This window comes from Neobacillus niacini (assembly GCF_023715415.1).
In the GTDB taxonomy this organism is placed as follows: domain Bacteria; phylum Bacillota; class Bacilli; order Bacillales; family Cytobacillaceae; genus Neobacillus; species Neobacillus niacini_C.
Map to the genome: position 1 here is coordinate 57,143 of NZ_JAMBOB010000005.1, position 17,860 is coordinate 75,002.

A 17,860-nucleotide genomic window follows, 5' to 3' on the forward strand; every position below is an offset into this window, starting at 1 on the left:
TTTTATTGTTTATTCATCTATTACGATGACATTTTTACTTTCTTTTGTGTTGTCGTCCATTTTCCGCGGCTTGGGCTTATTACCAAGTCATTATAGGCTAAAACATTTAAATCTCGTTGTATGGTGCGAGGAGTGATACCAAATTCCTCTACAAGTTCTTGCGTCGTGACTGTGCCTTTATTCCGAATAAACATGTAGATGCATTTGATGCGGTTTAACATCCGGTTAGTCGAAGGTTTCAAAAAACCACTCCCTATCCTTTTTTCAAACCTATGGCTTAATCCCTCTACCGACAGCCTCTTTGATTAGTATGTAATTTTCTTCCGCAGACAACTCCTTTTATTAATAGATAGTTGCAGTGGATACCCTGATGACTTACATATATTGTACCCGTAATTTCTGAAAATTTCCACCATTAGTGAATATTTTACATAAAACTCATCTTAACTTAACAATTATTGTTCGGCTTTTCTCCTCCCTTACAGTATTCTTACTATAGTCTATGGTTGTGAATGTTAAGATTATGACAAATTAATTGAATTTTTAGTAAATTTATTGTATAGACCATAGCCGAAATTATTTCGTTTTTTTAGTGAATATTGATAAAATATCTGTATGGATATAAATAACAAATACCAGTATTAGGAGGGTTGCGCTATTGTCGAAGATTAATTGGATGGAAGAGGTAGAAAAGAGAAGAGATAATCTTTTGAAAGATACACAAAATTTATTACATATTAAGAGTCTTTTAGACGAAGAAAATACGTTTCCAGACGCACCGCTCGGGAAAGGTGTTAAAGAAGCTTTAGATTTTATGCTCTCTCTTGGAGAGAAGGATGGGTTTATTCCGAAGAATGTTGGGAACTTAGCTGGCCATCTAGAATTTGGAGAGGGGGAGGAATTATTAGGCATTCTATGTCATGTTGATGTAGTCCCTGAAGGTGATGGATGGACGAGTGACCCGTTTGCTGCTGAAATTCGTGAAGGTAAACTATTTGCTCGTGGTGCCGTTGATGATAAGGGACCAACAATGGCAGCCTTTTATGCCATGAAAATAGTCAAGGAACTCGGACTGCCTCTAAATAAGCGTATCAGAATGATTATCGGAACCGATGAAGAAAGTGACTGGAGATGTGTAGATCACTATTTTGAGAATGAAGAAATGCCTACATTAGGTTTTGCTCCTGATGCTGACTTTCCAATCATAAATGCTGAAAAAGGGATTGCCGATATTGATATCGTCCAGAAGCAGCCTGTTTGGGAAGTAGGAGCGGGTACTATTGAAGTTCTAAGCTTTACCTCTGGAAAGAGGTACAACATGGTTCCTGACCATGCAATGGTGACACTAAACATCATTGGAAATCAAATGGATGTTGTACAGAGATTCACAGATTTCATGAAGCAGAATCAATTGGAATACACTTCATATGTAGAAAACGGAGAGTTAATTCTCGAGGTTAAGGGAGTATCTGCACATGGAATGGAGCCGAAGAAGGGGATTAATGCAGGTTTATTTTTAGGAGAATTTCTTTCAAAACTAGATTTAAATCCTTCAGCTTCTGATTATTTCAAATTCGTTTCAAACTATTTCTTTAATGATTCTAGAGGAGTGAGCCTAGGTGTAGCATACTCTGACGAAATTTCAGGTGAATTAACCATCAATCCTGGGAAATTTTCATACTCACGTCACTCAGGTGGCAGCGTTGGGTTGACCTGCAGATACCCAGTTACAAATAAAATTGATGAAACCATGAAAAAGCTGGATGTCCTTTTAGAGGTAAAAGGCTTTGCCATAACAAAGTTCAAAGATACAAAACCGCATTATGTGGATGAGAATGAGTTCTTAATCCAAACCTTGAAAAAGGTATATGAAGAACAAACGGGAGAAAAATCATATTTAATAGCAATTGGCGGCGGTACGTATGCACGTTCGTTAAAATCAGGAGTGGCATTTGGCCCCTTATTTCCAGGTAGACCAGACATTGCCCACCAAAAAGATGAATATATAGATATCGATGACCTATTGAAAGCCACCGCTATTTACGCTCAAGCAATCTATGAATTGGCTAAATAGCAGGAAATATAAAGGGGAATGAACACATGGAATTTGCTTTATTAAATGGAGAAATCATTGACCGTTCGGAGGCCAAGGTCGACGTTGAAGACCGAGGTTATCAATTTGGTGATGGTGTTTACGAAGTAATTCGTATCTATAATGGAAAAATGTTTACAATCGATGAACATTTAAAGAGATTTGTAAAAAGTGCTGAGAGCATAGGAATTTCTATCCCATTTATCAGTCAGCAATTAGCAGAAATGTTAGAGGTACTCCTTATTAAAAACAATCTTGAAACCGGAAATATCTATATGCAGGTTACTAGAGGGACTGCACCAAGAAATCATGTATTTCCAACTGGTAATGTGGCTCCTACCCTTATCGCCTATACCATTAAGGGAGTAAGACCGCTTGAGAATCTGAAATCTGGTGTAAAAGCAATCGTGACGGAGGATCTTCGCTGGCTGCGCTGTGATATAAAGAGCTTAAATTTGCTTGGAAATCTATTAGCAAAACAAAAAGCCAGTGAGCAGGGCTGTTTCGAAGCGATTCAGCACCGTGGTCAGGATGTTACCGAAGGCAGCTCTTCCAATATTTTTATTGTGAAAAATGGGAGTGTTATAACCCATGAATCGAACAATTTAATATTAAAAGGAATAACAAAGGATGTTATTTTAGAACTTTGTATAAAAAATAATATCCAGGTGCAGGAACGGACATTTACTTTGGCTGAAATGGAAGATGCAGAGGAAGTATTTCTATCTAGTACAACAGCTGAAGTTATGCCGATTATTGAAATTGATGGAAAGATAATAAGAGAAGGTGTCCCTGGACCAATTACTCGAAAATTACAAGGATTATTTGAGAAAGAAATTGAAAAACAATGTGGTCTACTTGTGGATAAAGTAGTCTAGAATGAGGGCGTGCACTGTTGTGGTGCACGTTTTCTTTGTATTAAGCTATAAAATACATACATGATGTGAAAAATAGTCTAAAATAAGATAAGGAATGATAAGTATAATGCAGCAAACACATTTTTTCTTTGCCGTAAAACTTCCTGAAGACATAAAATTACTCATTAAAGAAACGTGCGATAAGTTAAGAGAAACTCTCCCTTTCAGCACCTGGGTTCATCATGAAGATTTACATATTACCTTAGCTTTTTTAGGAAATGCACCTGCTGATAAACTGTCCAATGTGGTCGATAAAGTAAATGCAGACTTAAGCGGGACAAGGGGATTTCGTTTAGAAATGAACAAGCTGGGAATCTTCGGAAAAGAAGAATCACCCCGTATCTTTTGGCTGGACACAAAGGAAAGTAATGAGCTTTTGACTCTGAGGGAAAAAGTGTTTACAGCCTGCATAGAAGCTGGTTTTCAACTTGAAACTAGGCCGTTTAAACCTCATATTACCCTTGCCCGAAAGTGGACGGGTTCTCAACACTTTCATAAAAACCTCTTAGATGTGTGGATGGAACTACAACCAGAACCACTCCTATTTAACATAAACGAGGTAGTTTTATACCAAACACATCTTGATAAGACACCAAAATACGAGCCAAAAACAATATTCCAATTAGAAAAAGAGATAAATTAACGAGATAAAGGTTGGTTGTATGAAGCAAATCTATTTTATTATCAATCCTAAGGCTAGAAACGGCTATAGTTTAAAGGTATGGGGAAAAGTTGAAACAAAACTAATGGATGATAAGATACCTTACTTGGCTTTCTTTACAGAATACCATGGTCATGCAATCAAGCTTGCCACACAAATTGCACAGGAGAATAAGGAGAAAAAAGTCATTATTGCGCTCGGCGGTGATGGAACAATAAGCGAAGTCATGAACGGGATTGCAAGTCATAACCATATCACTCTGGGATTTGTGCCCGGAGGTTCAGGCAATGATTTCTCGAGAGGGTTTCAGATCCCTGCAAATCCAGAAGAAGCGTTAAAGGTGATTCTTAGATTAATGAAGGAAGAAGTACCTTCGATTGATATTGGAAAGATTACCATGAAGGATGATTCTGAGCATTATTTTATTAATAATATGGGGGCAGGGTTTGACGCATTTATTTCCTATGAAGTGAACCATTCAAAAACAAAAGCTTGGCTCAATAAACTATCTTTAGGCCGGTTGGTTTATGTGTATTTTTTACTAAAAAAACTCTTTTCTTATAAATGTACAACAATTGATTTATCAATTGACGGCAGTAGGCATATACTTGAAAAAACATGGTTTGTAACTGTTTCCAATCAACCCTATTACGGGGGAGGAATGATGATTGCGCCTAATGCCGTCCCAGATGATGGCCTCTTAGATATTACAGTCGTTCATCGGTTATCAAAATTAAAGCTATTATTGGTTTTTATTAGCGTATTTTGGGGTAAGCATATACATTTTAAAGAGGTAAAAACATTCAAGGGGCAAATGGTTACCATTCATTCCCAATCCTCCTTATATGTCCATGCTGACGGTGAGGATATTGGGTTTACTCCACTAAATATTCACGTACAAACAAAAACACTTAAGGTGTTAACGAGGGTGTGAAATACGCAAGAAACTGATCTGAAAGAGAGGAAATCGAATGAACTCCAATGACCGTAATTTCCAAGCCTATTTAGATGAGATGGATATCATTACGATACTTCTTCCACTTACCTATCACCATGGATTGTCTTCCACATTCTCAATTTTAGATGAAACACAAAAAGTATTAACCTTGCAAATTATTAAAAAACAACAAATAGAAAATTATAATAAATATATTTGTCGGCTTGCTGAGGAAATTTCTTTTGGTCATCCTTATTGGATTATTGATGAGCATGGTGGAAAAACTGATTTACAAATTGGTGCAGTCATTCGAACAGCTCGATTTGATGACCGTTTTTTCTATGATGGAAATGACTTAGGTGTTAGATTTGTGGAAGGTCAAACACAATTTAAATTATGGTCACCCACAGCTGCTCAGGTAAAATTAAAATTAAGACAGCCAAACAGCACCTTCTCTGAAATCATCAAGATGAGACGTGAAGAAAAAGGTGTATGGTCAGTACTAGTTCATTCAGATTTAGAACTTTATCAATATACGTTCTTAGTCCTAGTAAATCAGGAATGGCGTGAATCTGTTGATCCTTATGCCGCTAGTGTCACAGCAAACGGGGAGCTTGGAGTAGTTGTGAATTTAGAGAAGACCCGCAGACAGAAACCTTACTTACCTCCTTTTGAAAATCCAGTAGATGCGATTATCTATGAGACACACATCAGGGATTTCACCATCCACCCTGATAGCGGTGTCAAACATAAAGGACTCTATTTAGGTGCTGGTGAGCTAAATACAAAAGGAAAAGATGGTGAACCTACTGGAATCTCTTATGTAAAGGATTTAGGAGTCACTCACATTGAATTCCTGCCTTTCAATGATTTTGCAGGAGTGGATGAAACAGAGCCTAATAAAGAGTATAACTGGGGATATAATCCCCTTCACTTTAATGTACCAGAGGGCTCCTATTCATCCAATCCTTCCGACCCTTATGCACGAATCATAGAACTCAAACAATTAATTGATAACATCCATAGCCAAGGAATAAGAGTTATTATGGATGTGGTTTACAACCATGTATTTATCAGAGAAACCTCATCCTTTGAAAAAGTAGTGCCAGGTTATTACTTTCGACATAATGAACTTGGTTTTCCATCGAATGGAACAGGAGTTGGAAATGATATTGCCTCAGAGCGGAAAATGGTAAGAAAGTTCATTTTGGACTCCATCCGCTTTTGGATGGAAGAATATCATATTGACGGTTTTCGCTTTGATTTAATGGGGATATTGGATATTGATACAATGAAGGAAGTCAGAAAGACGTGTGACAGCATTCAAGAGGGAGCCCTCATTATCGGTGAAGGGTGGAACCTGAATACGCCGCTCCCCATTGACAAAAAAGCAATTCTTCGAAATCAATCGAAGCTTCCCAGCATCGCCCAATTTAATGATAAGTTTCGGGATACGATAAAGGGTAATACTTTTTATTTATATGATAAAGGGTATGTGCTTGGAAACGAGCATTACTATGAGGACGCAAAAGAGGTCCTTGCTGGGAGTGTAGGAATAGATAAAGAAGAAAGTTGGCTTCTAGCAAATCCTTCACAATCTGTGAATTATGTTGAATGTCATGATAATCACACTTTGTGGGATAAACTACTTTCCTGTCTACCGGATATGGACGAATTACTCCATATCAAATATCATAGGCTTGCAACAGGTCTTGTCATACTATCTCAGGGTATTCCTTTTCTTCACAGCGGTCAGGAGTTCTTTCGTACTAAGCGAGGTGATGGGAACAGTTACAAATCTCCGGACCATATCAACCGGCTCGATTGGAATCGCAAGCAGCTATACTCAGATAATGTAAAATATATTAAAGGTTTAATACAAATAAGAAAACAGTTTCCATGCTTCCGGCTAAAGACGGGTGACGCAATACGGAATTATATTCAGGTTTTACCGCTGCCAATTCCTCTCGTTGGATATCGTATTCAAAATAAAAATCATGATTTCCGTGAAGTACTTTTACTAATTAATCCTTTAAGGAGTAAACAGACTATCCAGATTCCTGATGGCAGATGGAGTGTTCTCGCTGATGAAAAAAAAGTGGAAATTTCCACCAAACAGGTTGTATCGGGGAAAGAAATGGTGCTAGAACCAGTTTGTTTAACCATTTTAGCAAAAAAATAGTTTATTCAGTTGTACTTGACGACCTAGGCTAATTAAAATAAAATTTACTATGATGGCTATTGTGTGTAATTGTCCAATAGCTTTTTTTATTTTTCTAAAATAGATTTAGAATTTTTCTTATATACTACTAAATGGGAGTTCCTATACCCATTTGAGAACGGCATACATTGAAGGTGAACAATTTTGGAACATATATTAGGACAAGAATGGGAGATTGTCCCTGCGGGGGGCGCAACGGGAGAGGCCTTTTATGCTAGTTATAAAGACCAAAGGCTTTTTCTAAAACGCAATTCCTCTCCTTTTCTAGCAGTACTATCTGCAGAAGGAATCGTCCCAAAGCTTGTTTGGACAAAACGATTGGAAAATGGAGATGTGATTACAGCACAGCAATGGCTTCCTGGGCGTGAATTAAAACCTCATGACATGAATCATGAAAATGTTGCGAGGATGCTTAGCAAAATCCACCAGTCTGAACCGATGGTAGGGATGTTAAGCCGGCTTGAAATGCAGCCTTTACAGCCAGAAGCGATTTTTCAATCAGTTGTCGTGGATTTGGATGAAGAAGTGTTAACGTTACCTGTTGTAATCCAAACTCTGAGTTTTCTATTGCAAGAAGTAGAAAATGTCTTCTGTGACGAAAAGGTAGTCTGTCATGGAGATGTCAACCACAACAACTGGCTGCTAACAGAAGACAACCAGTTGTATTTAATTGACTGGGATGGTGCAATGATAGCAGACCCTGCCATTGACCTTGGTACGCTGCTTTATTGTTATATACCAGAAGATAATTGGACTAGCTGGTTAGCCATGTACGGGAAGCCGTTAACGGAAAACTTGAAACTCAGAATGAAATGGTATGTGGCACTTCAAACTCTCTATTCCATTCAATTTTACAAAAACAAAGGCAGACTAGATGAAATGGATAAATGGGTTAATTTTTTACATAATCTTTTGTAATTAGGAGTACGTATCAATATTTGAGACCCATTGTGATAAGTTATCCTGATTCGAAAGAATATGTTCATCTAGGTCTGCTGTCTCGGCACCATGCTGACTGTAATTATATACCTCCTGTAAGATGCTTTTAACATTTTGATCAATCTGTGTGTTAACCATCAGAGATTTCACTAATCGTTCCAATTGTTCACATTCGGAAACAGATCCACAGCAATCGGTTTGATGATTATTTAAAATATCTTTTAGTAATGAAACTTGGTCCTGATGACTTAATGGCATGTTTTGGTACACCCTTTCAAGTGAAAATAAAAAAGAATTCACAGTTAGGTTGTGAATTCTTTTTTTGTTTATACATTAATGGGAAACCCCATTATTACCAATAATAAAAACAATATAAGATTTAGGAGTGGCAAAATGAGACTTAGAAATAAACCTTGGGCAAAAGAAAGGATAGAAGCACATCCTCAATATATTGTCGCTAACCCAGAGAATTTTAAGGGAAAGTGGAATGAAGTATTTAATAATGAACAGCCTCTGCATATCGAAGTGGGGACTGGAAAAGGCCGGTTTATTACTGAAATGGCTAAAGCCCATCCTGATATCAACTATATGGGAATAGAAATTTACGATTCCGTTATCGTAGCTGCTTTAGATCGATTAATCGAAGCGGATTTACCAAATCTAAGGCTGTTAAATATCAACGCCAGTGATTTAAATAAATACTTTGAAAAAAATGATGTCGACAGAGTCTATTTGAATTTCTCTGATCCATGGCCAAAAACCCGTCATGAAAAAAGAAGGTTAACCTATAAGGATTACTTGAAGCTTTATGAAAACATTATGGTTAATAAAGGGGAAATCCATTTTAAAACGGATAATCAAGGCTTGTTTGAATACTCTCTAAAGAGTTTTTCTGAATATGGTTTATTATTGACCTTCCTTAGCCTTGATCTTCATAAAAGTGAATTTGAAGGAAATATCATGACAGAATATGAGGAAAAATTCTCTGAAATGGGAAACCGCATCTATCGTTGTGAAGTAAAGTATCAGAACTAATCTTGGGACAGTCTATTTAAAAGACTGTCCTTTTTGAATATGGTAATATTTATATAAAAGCTCAGAGGGGGCAGGAGATGGAGACTTTAAAAATTGGCAGAGTTATGCTGACTTGGTTAGCCGGTGGTGTGACAAACTTAGATGGCGGTGCAATGTTTGGTGTCGTTCCCAAAGCGTTATGGTCAAAAAAGTATCACCCTAATGAAAATAACCTGATTGAACTTCCTACAGATCCAATCTTAATCCAAATGGAAGGGAAAAATATCTTACTGGAAGCAGGACTTGGAAAGGGAAAACTATCTGAGAAACAGCTTAGAAATTTCGGAGTTACAGCAGAATCAGATGTGGAGGGCTCTTTGAATAAATTAGGGCTAGAACCAAAGGATATTGATTATGTTTTAATGACCCATATGCATAATGACCATGTTGGCGGACTGACGAGGTTGGAAGATGGACTTTATAAATCGACATTCCCAAATGCCGTGATTATCACATCAAGTATTGAATGGGATGAAATGAGAAATCCGAATATCCGTTCAAAAAGTACATATTGGAAAGAAAATTGGGAGGCCATACAATCACAAGTTTTTACTTTTGATGAGAAATGGAGTTTAGGAGCGATTAGTATGTATCATACCGGAGGCCATAGTAATGGACATTCTATCGTGATAATCGAGGATGAAGGTGAAATGGCTATCCATATGGCAGACATAATGCCTACCCATGCTCATAAAAATCCACTATGGGTCATGGCCTATGATGATTATCCAATGGACTCGATTGCGGCCAAAGAGAAATGGAGTGCCTATGTGATGGATAAGGATGTATGGTTTACTTTTTATCATGATGCATATTATCGTGCAGTCAAATGGGGAACAGATGGGCAAATTCAAAACAGTATAAAGAGGGAAAAATAAGGTGACGATATAAAAAAATAGCCGTATCTATATAGATACGGCTTCTGTCTTTATAGGGCTAAGTCTGTGGAGGCTTTTACGTCTAGGAGGGTACCGGTCGATGCGTCCGCAATAAATTCGAACTGTTCATTTACTCCATCCTGACTTTTTGAGATGCCGCCTTTATAAACTTGATACTTGATTTGATGCTTCTCAAAAGGCTCCGTTACCATATGTATCCAAGAGCCGCTAATCGGTCCATTTTGGCTAAATTGCTTTTTCACATTCTCCAAAACTTTTTCAGGTGAAACATATGTTTTTTGTGAAATGATTTCCTTAACTGCATAGCCGCTGATAACTCCAACAGCAGCACCAAGGATAAATGATTTCCAGTTCATAAGGCACCTCCAAAATTTCAAATTTGCTCTTGTTTCCAGTATATCTCATTTATCAGGTAGAACATAATAAATCCTTCTGACAAATTTATTATTGGTAAGAGAATTAATATTTCAGTAATATAAAAATATACATATTGTTTACATACACACTTTAGGGGGAAATAACTATGAATGAGCAGACATTAAATCTATTTAAAACATTAACAGAGTTACCAGGAGCTTCAGGCAATGAACATTTAGTTAGAAATTTCATGAGAGAGCAATTATCTCAATATGCGGATGAAATCGTGCAAGACAAATTAGGAAGTATTTTTGGAGTTAAAAAAGGTAACCATGAGGGTCCAACCATCATGGTGGCCGGTCATATGGATGAAGTTGGCTTCATGGTAACAGGGATTACGGATAATGGAATGCTGAGATTCCAAACGTTAGGAGGCTGGTGGAGTCAGGTGCTATTAGCCCAACGTGTTCAAGTCATGACAAATAACGGACCTGTTATTGGTGTCATAGGTTCCATTCCACCGCACCTGCTAGCTGAAGCACAGCGCAACAAACCAATGGAAATCAAAAATATGCTCATTGATATTGGTGCGGATGATCGTGAGGATGCACAAGCAATCGGTATAAGGCCAGGGCAGGCCATCCTGCCAATATGTCCATTTACACCAATGGCGAATGAAAAGAAAATACTTGCGAAAGCATGGGATAATCGTTACGGCTGTGGACTTGCAATTGAACTGCTTCAAGAAGTAAAAGATGAAACATTACCGAACATACTTTATTCTGGAGCAACTGTCCAAGAGGAAGTAGGTCTGCGCGGAGCACAAACAGCTGCCAATATGATTAACCCAGATATCTTTTTCGCATTAGATGCGAGCCCGGCTAACGATATGTCAGGTAATAAATCAGAATTTGGTCAATTAGGTAAGGGAGCGCTGCTTCGTATTCTTGACAGATCCATGGTGACACACCGAGGAATGAGAGAGTTCATTCTTGATACTGCAGAGACAAACAAAATCCCTTATCAATACTTTGTTTCACAAGGCGGTACGGATGCTGGCCGTGTACATCAATCCAATGAGGGAGTCCCAAGCGGTGTAATCGGTATTTGTTCACGTTACATTCATACGCATGCTTCCATGATCCATATCGATGACTATGCTGCTGCAAAAGAACTAATCGTAAAACTTGTAAAGGCTTGTGATCAAACAACTGTAGATACCATTAAGGCGAACAGTTAATTAACGATGAGGAGGAGGCATATAGATGCCTTCTTTTTCTTTGATAAAGGAGAGGGAGTTATGAAAATAATTATTGGTTCAAATAACCCTGCTAAGGTTGCGGCAGTTAAAAATGCTTTTCACTATCAGCAAACGGAGTTCCTTTCGTTAGACATCCCTTCTGGAGTAAGTGAACAGCCATTTTCTGATGACGAGACAATTAAAGGGGCAATCAACCGTGCTGTTGGGGCATTAGAAAAGGGAAATGGTGAAATTGGCATTGGTCTGGAGGGCGGAGTGCAGGAATCCCCACATGGTTTATTATTATGTAATTGGGGTGCACTAGCTTCGAAGGAGAGAGAGCCAATTATTGCTGGCGGGGCGAGATTTCTTCTGCCAGAAGAAATTGCAGATAGATTAAGAGCTGGTGAAGAGCTTGGACCTGTAATGGATGATTATGCAAAACAGGAAAATGTACGCAAGAACGAAGGTGCTATTGGTATCTTTACGAATGGATTAATCAATCGTTCAGAGATGTTTTCACATATCATGAATCTCTTGGTTGGGCAATACTACTATCAAAAAGGCTCAAAGAAGTAAAAAATGCACAAATAATTGAAAATACTTCCTATTTCGACAACAAATATCGACAAAAGACTTGTCTTTTGAATATTATGAAAGGTATGATAGTGATAGGACAATTGTCATTAGGAGGCGAAGAAAGCTGAAATTCTTTAATGCCATATTGATTATCATCTTATCTATTATCTTACTGAGTGCATGTGGAAAAACAAATTTCAAAGCAGAAAGTAAAGAAAGTATTGAAGTAGTAAAAGAAACACTTAATGAAAAGGCTAAAAAAACAAATAATAAAAGTGGAGATATTAACTTTTATTTGCCTTTTGGTTATGAAATTGAAGAAGAGTCTCCAAATAACATTCTTTTGAAAAATGGATCGAAACAATATATTCTTTTTAATAATCCACAAGAAAGTAAAGTAAGTGATGTTGTATATAAATCAACAGTCGCACAAAATAAAGAAATAGAAATAAATGAACAATTCAAGGATAACAATCAATTTGGATATTTAATTATTAAGAAACTTGAAGAAGATATGAATGAAATGACGATTGGTATTGGTGGAACAAAAATTACTACTTTGATTAAAACGAGCAGCTTAAAAAATGAAGCTGCTGTAATGACGCAAATTGTTAAATCGGTAAAAAACCAAAAATAATTATAGGTGGCGATGACGGTGAAGAATTTAGCATCGATGGAGCAATTTGAACAACTCCGTGATGAGGGGAAAACAATTTTTATGTTCTCTGCTAACTGGTGTCCTGATTGTCGAATTATTGAACCAATTCTCCCAGAAATCGAAACGAAGTATAGTGAATTTACTTTTATCCATGTCGATCGAGATGAGTTTATTGAGTTATGCCAGCAATTAGATGTTTATGGAATTCCAAGTTTTATCGCATTTGAAAAGGGGAAAGAGCTTGGTCGTTTTGTAAGCAAAGACAGGAAAACTCAAGAGGAAATTGAAGAATTTATTAACGGTTTAAATTAATTTAGTTTCAAATCCTCCGTCTTTTGAGATGGAGGATTTTTAATGTACAATGGGTGGGATAGGTTGGAGGGATTAAAATGAAAATGGATAGTATAAAAATGAAAAGAGAATTAGAATCACGCTTAAGCGCAGAAGATCGTCTAATCACATATGATCGAGAAAAGGATCAACTGCGAATCGAAAATAAAGCCCTTGGAAAAGGAATTACCATCTCGCTGGGTGGTATTGTTGCTAAGTGGCATTCAGAAAAAGATAAAGCAATTGATGAAGTGGTTTATTATGTGGAAGAGGGACTAAGGGCCATGACGGACACAGTCCAGTTAACAGACCATGAGAAAAAGATTTTTCCAGTTATTCGCTCAACGTCCTTTCCCATCGAAGCGGAGGAAGGGGTTCCGTTCTTAACAGAGGAACATACGGCGGAAACAAAAATATATTATGCCTATGATATGGGGACGACTTACCGATTAATTGATTCACGAATCATGGAAAAAGAGGGATGGCAGGCAAGCCGGATTAAAGAAATCGCCTTGTTTAATGTCAGGTCGCTAAAGACATCATTGAAAGAGGATCAAGTAGCAGGAAATACTTTTTATTTTCTTAATTCAAATGATGGATATGACGCAAGCAGGATATTAAATAAAGGCTTCTTGAATGATATGAAGAAAAAAATAACAGGGACAATGGTCCTTGGTGTTCCACACCAGGATGTCTTAATTATCGCTGATATTCAAAACAATACAGGGTATGATGTTTTAGCGCAAATGGCAATGAGCTTCTTTGCTAGTGGACGTGTACCGATAACGGCATTATCCTTTTTGTATGAGGATGGAGAACTAGAACCAATATTTATTTTAGGAAAGACAGGCAATAGAGACGGAAAAGGATCACGATAAGTGGTCTTTTTTGCTTATTCTAAGATTTTTTGTCGATAAAATAATAATACCTGTTAAAATAGAGTGATAGAAATTTTAGAAAGAGTGATAGTTTTGAGCTGGATCCAAAACTTTTTTCAAAGGTTTATAAAGGACAATCAAGATGAATATGCTGAATATGACATACATAACAAGCAACCGGTACGGTCATTGCCTCATAAGATAGTAGAAGGGGGGCACCATTTAGATACAAAAATATCTTATCAGTATCCTAAAGGGCAGCTTCACTTCAAATTGAAGGCAGAAGTTTCAATGGTAAGAACTGAACATGCAGCTCGGCAAAAGAGGGTAGAACAAAATACTGAAAAAAGTAGCACTGAAAAAAGAAATGATGAAAGAAGAAGTTCAGAAACAAAGAAAATAGATAATACGAGGAAGCTGCCTGAAACTACAAAGACTAGTACACCGCCTATTAAGAAAAAACCGTTTCAGTTGACAGAAATTCCATCGCCTATTTTTGGGTTTAGCAGACCGAATAGAGTTCCTGATAAAGTAGTAGAACATGAATTAAGTCATTTTTTTGATGATGAACTTGAAGAACAGCTTGATTCTGTCACAACTGTATCGGAGAATGAGTCACTCTCTGAGATTGAAATGGCTGCAGCCCAAACAGCTGTTGCGATATCCGAGGTAGCTGAGACAATTGAAATAGTAGAGGTAGAGGCAATTGAAGAAGTTCCGGTAATTGAAACGAAGGTGGAAGAAAAACCCCAAGAAACAATTGAGGTACACACACCAAAACGATCGCCGCTTCCTTTCAATGTCATGATGCTAAAACAGGATAAGGTAAAATGGGAAGAACGCAAAAGAAGATTATTGCCCGTAGATAAACTACAGTCGGAAAAGGTAATCGAAGAAACCCCTGAGGCAGTGCAAGTGAATGATTTAGAAACAGTGGCAATGGAACAGTCAAATGATGTAGAAATCGTTGCACTAGAACAGATAAATGAAGTAGAGGTCGTCGCACTAGAACAATCAGATGAAGTAGAAGATCTCACAATGGACCAAACAAATGATCTAGAAGAAGTTACAATAAAACCTATCATTCAGAGGCTGATAGAGGAGCAATCAATACATGCAGGTTCGAATATATATGAGTTTCCTAAAATGAACTTATTAAACCCGCCAGTTATTGTAGAAGACGATACGGAATGGTTATTATATCAAGAAGAACTATTAAACCAAACACTGCAAAATTTTAATGTCGGTGCAAGTGTAGTGAATGTAACGCAAGGACCAGCGGTGACTCGGTTTGAAGTTCAACCAGAGCCCGGGGTAAAAGTAAACAAGATTACAAATCTTAGTGATGATATAAAGCTAAGTCTTGCCGCTCGGGATATTCGGATTGAAGCACCGATTCCAGGAAAACATACAATAGGTATTGAGGTACCAAACCCAAAATCACGCCCTGTGTTTATCAATGAAATCATTCAAAGTCCAGTCTTTCGAGAGTCTGAATCCCCATTGACTGCAGTACTAGGACTAGATATTTCCGGCAAGCCAATCGTTACCGATCTGAAGAAAATGCCCCATGGCTTAATAGCTGGTGCCACTGGTTCTGGTAAGAGTGTATGTATTAATACCATCCTAGTAAGTTTATTGTTTAAAGCTAGTCCGGAAGATTTAAAGCTATTATTGATTGACCCTAAAATGGTAGAGCTAGCTCCGTATAACCGAATTCCGCATTTAGTTAGTCCAGTTATAACGGATGTAAAGGCTGCGACTGCATCCCTTAAATGGGCTGTCGATGAAATGGAAAGACGTTATGAGCTATTTGCCCATACTGGTGTTCGTGATATTAATCGATTTAATGAGCTTGCCATAAAGCATAAACAATACAGTGATAAACTTCCGTTTATTGTGATTATCATCGATGAGTTAGCTGACTTAATGATGATGTCACCTGCGGATGTGGAAGAAGCGATATGCCGGATTGCACAAAAAGCTCGAGCATGTGGAATTCATTTAATTGTTGCGACGCAAAGACCTTCAGTGGATGTTATTACAGGGTTAATTAAAGCCAACATCCCAACGCGGATTGCCTTTTCTGTTTCTTCACAGGTGGATTCGCGAACAATTATTGATATAAGTGGGGCTGAAAAACTACTTGGCCGTGGGGATATGCTCTTTTTAGAGAATGGCTCTTCAAAGCCTGTTCGTTTGCAAGGAACCTTTGTGTCAGATGAGGAAATTGACCTAGTTGTCGGGCACGTGAGAGAGCAGCGTGAGCCTGAATACTTGTTTGAACAAGAGGAACTGTTAAAAAAGGCACAAGTAACGGAAGAAGAGGATGAGCTTTTTTACGAAGCCTGTGAATTTATTATTGAACAAGGGCTTGCTTCCACTTCAAGCCTTCAAAGAAGATTTAAAATCGGTTATAACCGTGCAGCAAGACTAATGGATATGCTTGAATCTAATGGTTTCATCACAAGTGCCAATGGCAGCAAGCCGCGAGAAGTACTCATCACAATAACAGACTTGGAGTCCTTGCAAGATACTGGTACAATAAATTAATTTAAAAAAAATTACAGGTGACATAGGTATCAAATAGTTTTTATTGATGAACAATGTTATAATACTTAAATGTGATTACGATATTGATTTCATGTGTTACCAAGCTAAAGTTAAAAATTAGCATTTCAAGATAGATGTCATATACTGTTTTACAGATAGACGTTGGTTGGAGGTTCTTTATATGACTATTTACCATTTTGTAGGTATAAAGGGGTCAGGAATGAGTGCATTAGCACAAGTTCTCCATGATATGAATTTCGATGTACAAGGCTCCGATGTCGAAAAGCGCTTTTTTACTCAACTGGCCCTTGAAGAATCAGGAATAAAGATTCTCCCCTTTCAAAAGGAAAACATTAAACCGGGGATGACGATTATTGCTGGTAATGCATTTCCTGATACACATGAGGAAATTCAAGAGGCCATGAAGCTCGGACTGCCAATTGTTCGTTACCACCGTTTTTTAGGCGATTTTATGCAGAATTTTATTAGTGTGGCTGTTACAGGAGCACACGGTAAAACGTCTACAACTGGTTTGCTTGCCCATGTTATTAAGGGTGCAAAGCCGACTTCGTTTTTAATTGGTGACGGTACAGGTAAGGGCGAGGAAGGATCTAAATATTTTGTTTTCGAAGCGTGTGAATACCGAAGACACTTTTTGTCCTATTTTCCAGATTATGCAATCATGACAAATATTGATTTCGATCACCCTGATTATTTTGCAAATATTGATGATGTTTTTTCAGCATTCCAGGAAATGGCCGTTCAAGTTAAAAAGGGAATTTTTGCTTATGGTGATGATGAACAGCTTCAAAAGATTCAGGCAAAGGTACCGGTATTGTTCTATGGTTTTGACGAGGAAAATGACTATCAAGCCAAGAATCTTGTGAAAAGCACTAGTGGAACTACCTTTGATGTATTTATTCGTAATACCTTCTATGATACATTTACCATCCCTACTTTCGGTGAGCACAGTGTTCTAAATGCTCTTGCTGTCATTGGGGTATGTCACTATGAAGAAATTGATGCTGCAATTGTGAAGGAACAATTAATCAGCTTCCAGGGTGTTAAAAGAAGATTTACAGAAAAACGAATTGGTTCACAAATTTTGATTGACGATTATGCCCATCACCCTACAGAAATTAAAGCTACCATTGATGCGGCCAATCAAAAATATCCAGACAGGGAAATTGTAGCTGTATTTCAGCCGCATACCTTTTCAAGAACTCAAGCTTTTCTTGAGGATTTTGCAAAAAGCTTGAGACTCGCAGATAAGACGTATTTATGTGAAATTTTTGGATCTGCACGGGAAAACCAAGGGAAATTGACAATTAATGACCTGCAAATGAAAATTGAAGGGGCAGAAATATTGTCGGAAGAAAATACTTCTCTGCTTGCGAAACATAAAAATAGTGTCATTATTTTTATGGGCGCTGGAGATATACAGAAATTCCAAGAATCCTATGAAAATCAGCTTACTTTATAATAAAAAAGGATGCCCGTATCTATACGGACATCCTTTTTTAGT

The 17,860-nt window shown here is 37.6% G+C and carries 18 protein-coding genes; 15 read left to right on the forward strand and 3 right to left on the reverse strand.

The genetic code is table 11. The features are described from left to right. Nucleotides 1–20 precede the first annotated feature (20 nt). Nucleotides 21–242 (reverse strand): DeoR family transcriptional regulator, encoded by a 222-nt coding sequence (locus M3189_RS12265; RefSeq protein ID WP_063252171.1) that lies wholly within the window; start codon nucleotides 240–242, stop codon nucleotides 21–23. Nucleotides 243–658: 416 nt separating this feature from the next. Here M3189_RS12265 and pepV point away from each other — a divergent pair, with 416 nt between their 5' ends. From pepV to M3189_RS12295, 6 genes are all read left to right on the forward strand, one after another. After that, complete coding sequence (gene pepV, locus M3189_RS12270) at nucleotides 659–2,074, forward strand: dipeptidase PepV (RefSeq protein ID WP_251634347.1); 1,416 nt, start codon at nucleotides 659–661, stop codon at nucleotides 2,072–2,074. 26 nt (nucleotides 2,075–2,100) lie between these two features. After that, nucleotides 2,101–2,970: a D-amino-acid transaminase gene (gene dat, locus M3189_RS12275; protein WP_251634349.1), complete on the forward strand. Its 870-nt coding sequence runs from the start codon at nucleotides 2,101–2,103 to the stop codon at nucleotides 2,968–2,970. Between the two features lie 106 nt (nucleotides 2,971–3,076). Next, nucleotides 3,077–3,652 carry an RNA 2',3'-cyclic phosphodiesterase gene (gene thpR, locus M3189_RS12280; protein ID WP_251634351.1) on the forward strand — a complete coding sequence of 192 codons (576 nt, stop codon included), beginning with the start codon at nucleotides 3,077–3,079 and terminating at the stop codon, nucleotides 3,650–3,652. A 19-nt stretch (nucleotides 3,653–3,671) separates the two neighbouring features. Then, entirely contained in the window at nucleotides 3,672–4,604 is a 933-nt protein-coding gene (locus tag M3189_RS12285; RefSeq protein WP_251634352.1) for a diacylglycerol/lipid kinase family protein, read from the forward strand. A 37-nt stretch (nucleotides 4,605–4,641) separates the two neighbouring features. Then, a complete protein-coding gene (gene pulA / locus M3189_RS12290; protein WP_251634354.1) occupies nucleotides 4,642–6,789 on the forward strand; it encodes a type I pullulanase in 2,148 nt (715 codons plus the stop codon). A gap of 183 nt (nucleotides 6,790–6,972) precedes the next feature. After that, complete coding sequence (locus tag M3189_RS12295) at nucleotides 6,973–7,746, forward strand: phosphotransferase family protein (RefSeq protein WP_251634356.1); 774 nt, start codon at nucleotides 6,973–6,975, stop codon at nucleotides 7,744–7,746. Here M3189_RS12295 and M3189_RS12300 read toward each other — a convergent pair whose 3' ends face one another. Further along, nucleotides 7,747–8,025: a YtzH-like family protein gene (locus M3189_RS12300; RefSeq protein WP_251634357.1), complete on the reverse strand. Its 279-nt coding sequence runs from the start codon at nucleotides 8,023–8,025 to the stop codon at nucleotides 7,747–7,749. Nucleotides 8,026–8,160: 135 nt separating this feature from the next. Here M3189_RS12300 and trmB point away from each other — a divergent pair, with 135 nt between their 5' ends. Both trmB and M3189_RS12310 read left to right on the forward strand, forming a co-directional pair. Then, the gene (trmB, locus tag M3189_RS12305) at nucleotides 8,161–8,802 is read left to right on the forward strand and encodes a tRNA (guanosine(46)-N7)-methyltransferase TrmB (protein WP_251634361.1); all 642 of its coding nucleotides are present in this window, start codon (nucleotides 8,161–8,163) and stop codon (nucleotides 8,800–8,802) included. A 77-nt stretch (nucleotides 8,803–8,879) separates the two neighbouring features. Continuing rightward, on the forward strand, nucleotides 8,880–9,719 hold the full coding sequence (locus M3189_RS12310) for a YtnP family quorum-quenching lactonase (RefSeq protein ID WP_251634363.1): 840 nt from the start codon (nucleotides 8,880–8,882) through the stop codon (nucleotides 9,717–9,719). A 50-nt stretch (nucleotides 9,720–9,769) separates the two neighbouring features. Here the strand turns inward: M3189_RS12310 and M3189_RS12315 are convergent, their stop codons facing one another. Then, nucleotides 9,770–10,096, reverse strand: coding sequence for a PepSY domain-containing protein (locus M3189_RS12315; protein ID WP_251634370.1), 327 nt, complete (start codon nucleotides 10,094–10,096; stop codon nucleotides 9,770–9,772). A 167-nt stretch (nucleotides 10,097–10,263) separates the two neighbouring features. Here M3189_RS12315 and M3189_RS12320 point away from each other — a divergent pair, with 167 nt between their 5' ends. From M3189_RS12320 to murC, 7 genes are all read left to right on the forward strand, one after another. Then, nucleotides 10,264–11,337 (forward strand): M42 family metallopeptidase, encoded by a 1,074-nt coding sequence (locus tag M3189_RS12320; protein ID WP_251634372.1) that lies wholly within the window; start codon nucleotides 10,264–10,266, stop codon nucleotides 11,335–11,337. A gap of 60 nt (nucleotides 11,338–11,397) precedes the next feature. After that, a complete protein-coding gene (locus tag M3189_RS12325; RefSeq protein WP_251634374.1) occupies nucleotides 11,398–11,916 on the forward strand; it encodes a DUF84 family protein in 519 nt (172 codons plus the stop codon). A gap of 145 nt (nucleotides 11,917–12,061) precedes the next feature. Then, nucleotides 12,062–12,553 carry a hypothetical protein gene (locus tag M3189_RS12330; RefSeq protein ID WP_251634375.1) on the forward strand — a complete coding sequence of 164 codons (492 nt, stop codon included), beginning with the start codon at nucleotides 12,062–12,064 and terminating at the stop codon, nucleotides 12,551–12,553. Nucleotides 12,554–12,571: 18 nt separating this feature from the next. After that, nucleotides 12,572–12,886 (forward strand): thioredoxin family protein, encoded by a 315-nt coding sequence (locus M3189_RS12335; RefSeq protein ID WP_251634381.1) that lies wholly within the window; start codon nucleotides 12,572–12,574, stop codon nucleotides 12,884–12,886. An 83-nt stretch (nucleotides 12,887–12,969) separates the two neighbouring features. Beyond that, nucleotides 12,970–13,782: a DUF1444 domain-containing protein gene (locus M3189_RS12340; protein ID WP_251634772.1), complete on the forward strand. Its 813-nt coding sequence runs from the start codon at nucleotides 12,970–12,972 to the stop codon at nucleotides 13,780–13,782. A 93-nt stretch (nucleotides 13,783–13,875) separates the two neighbouring features. After that, entirely contained in the window at nucleotides 13,876–16,335 is a 2,460-nt protein-coding gene (locus M3189_RS12345; RefSeq protein ID WP_251634383.1) for a DNA translocase FtsK, read from the forward strand. A gap of 181 nt (nucleotides 16,336–16,516) precedes the next feature. Then, nucleotides 16,517–17,818: a UDP-N-acetylmuramate--L-alanine ligase gene (gene murC, locus M3189_RS12350; protein ID WP_251634384.1), complete on the forward strand. Its 1,302-nt coding sequence runs from the start codon at nucleotides 16,517–16,519 to the stop codon at nucleotides 17,816–17,818. The last annotated feature ends 42 nt before the right edge of the window (nucleotides 17,819–17,860 follow it).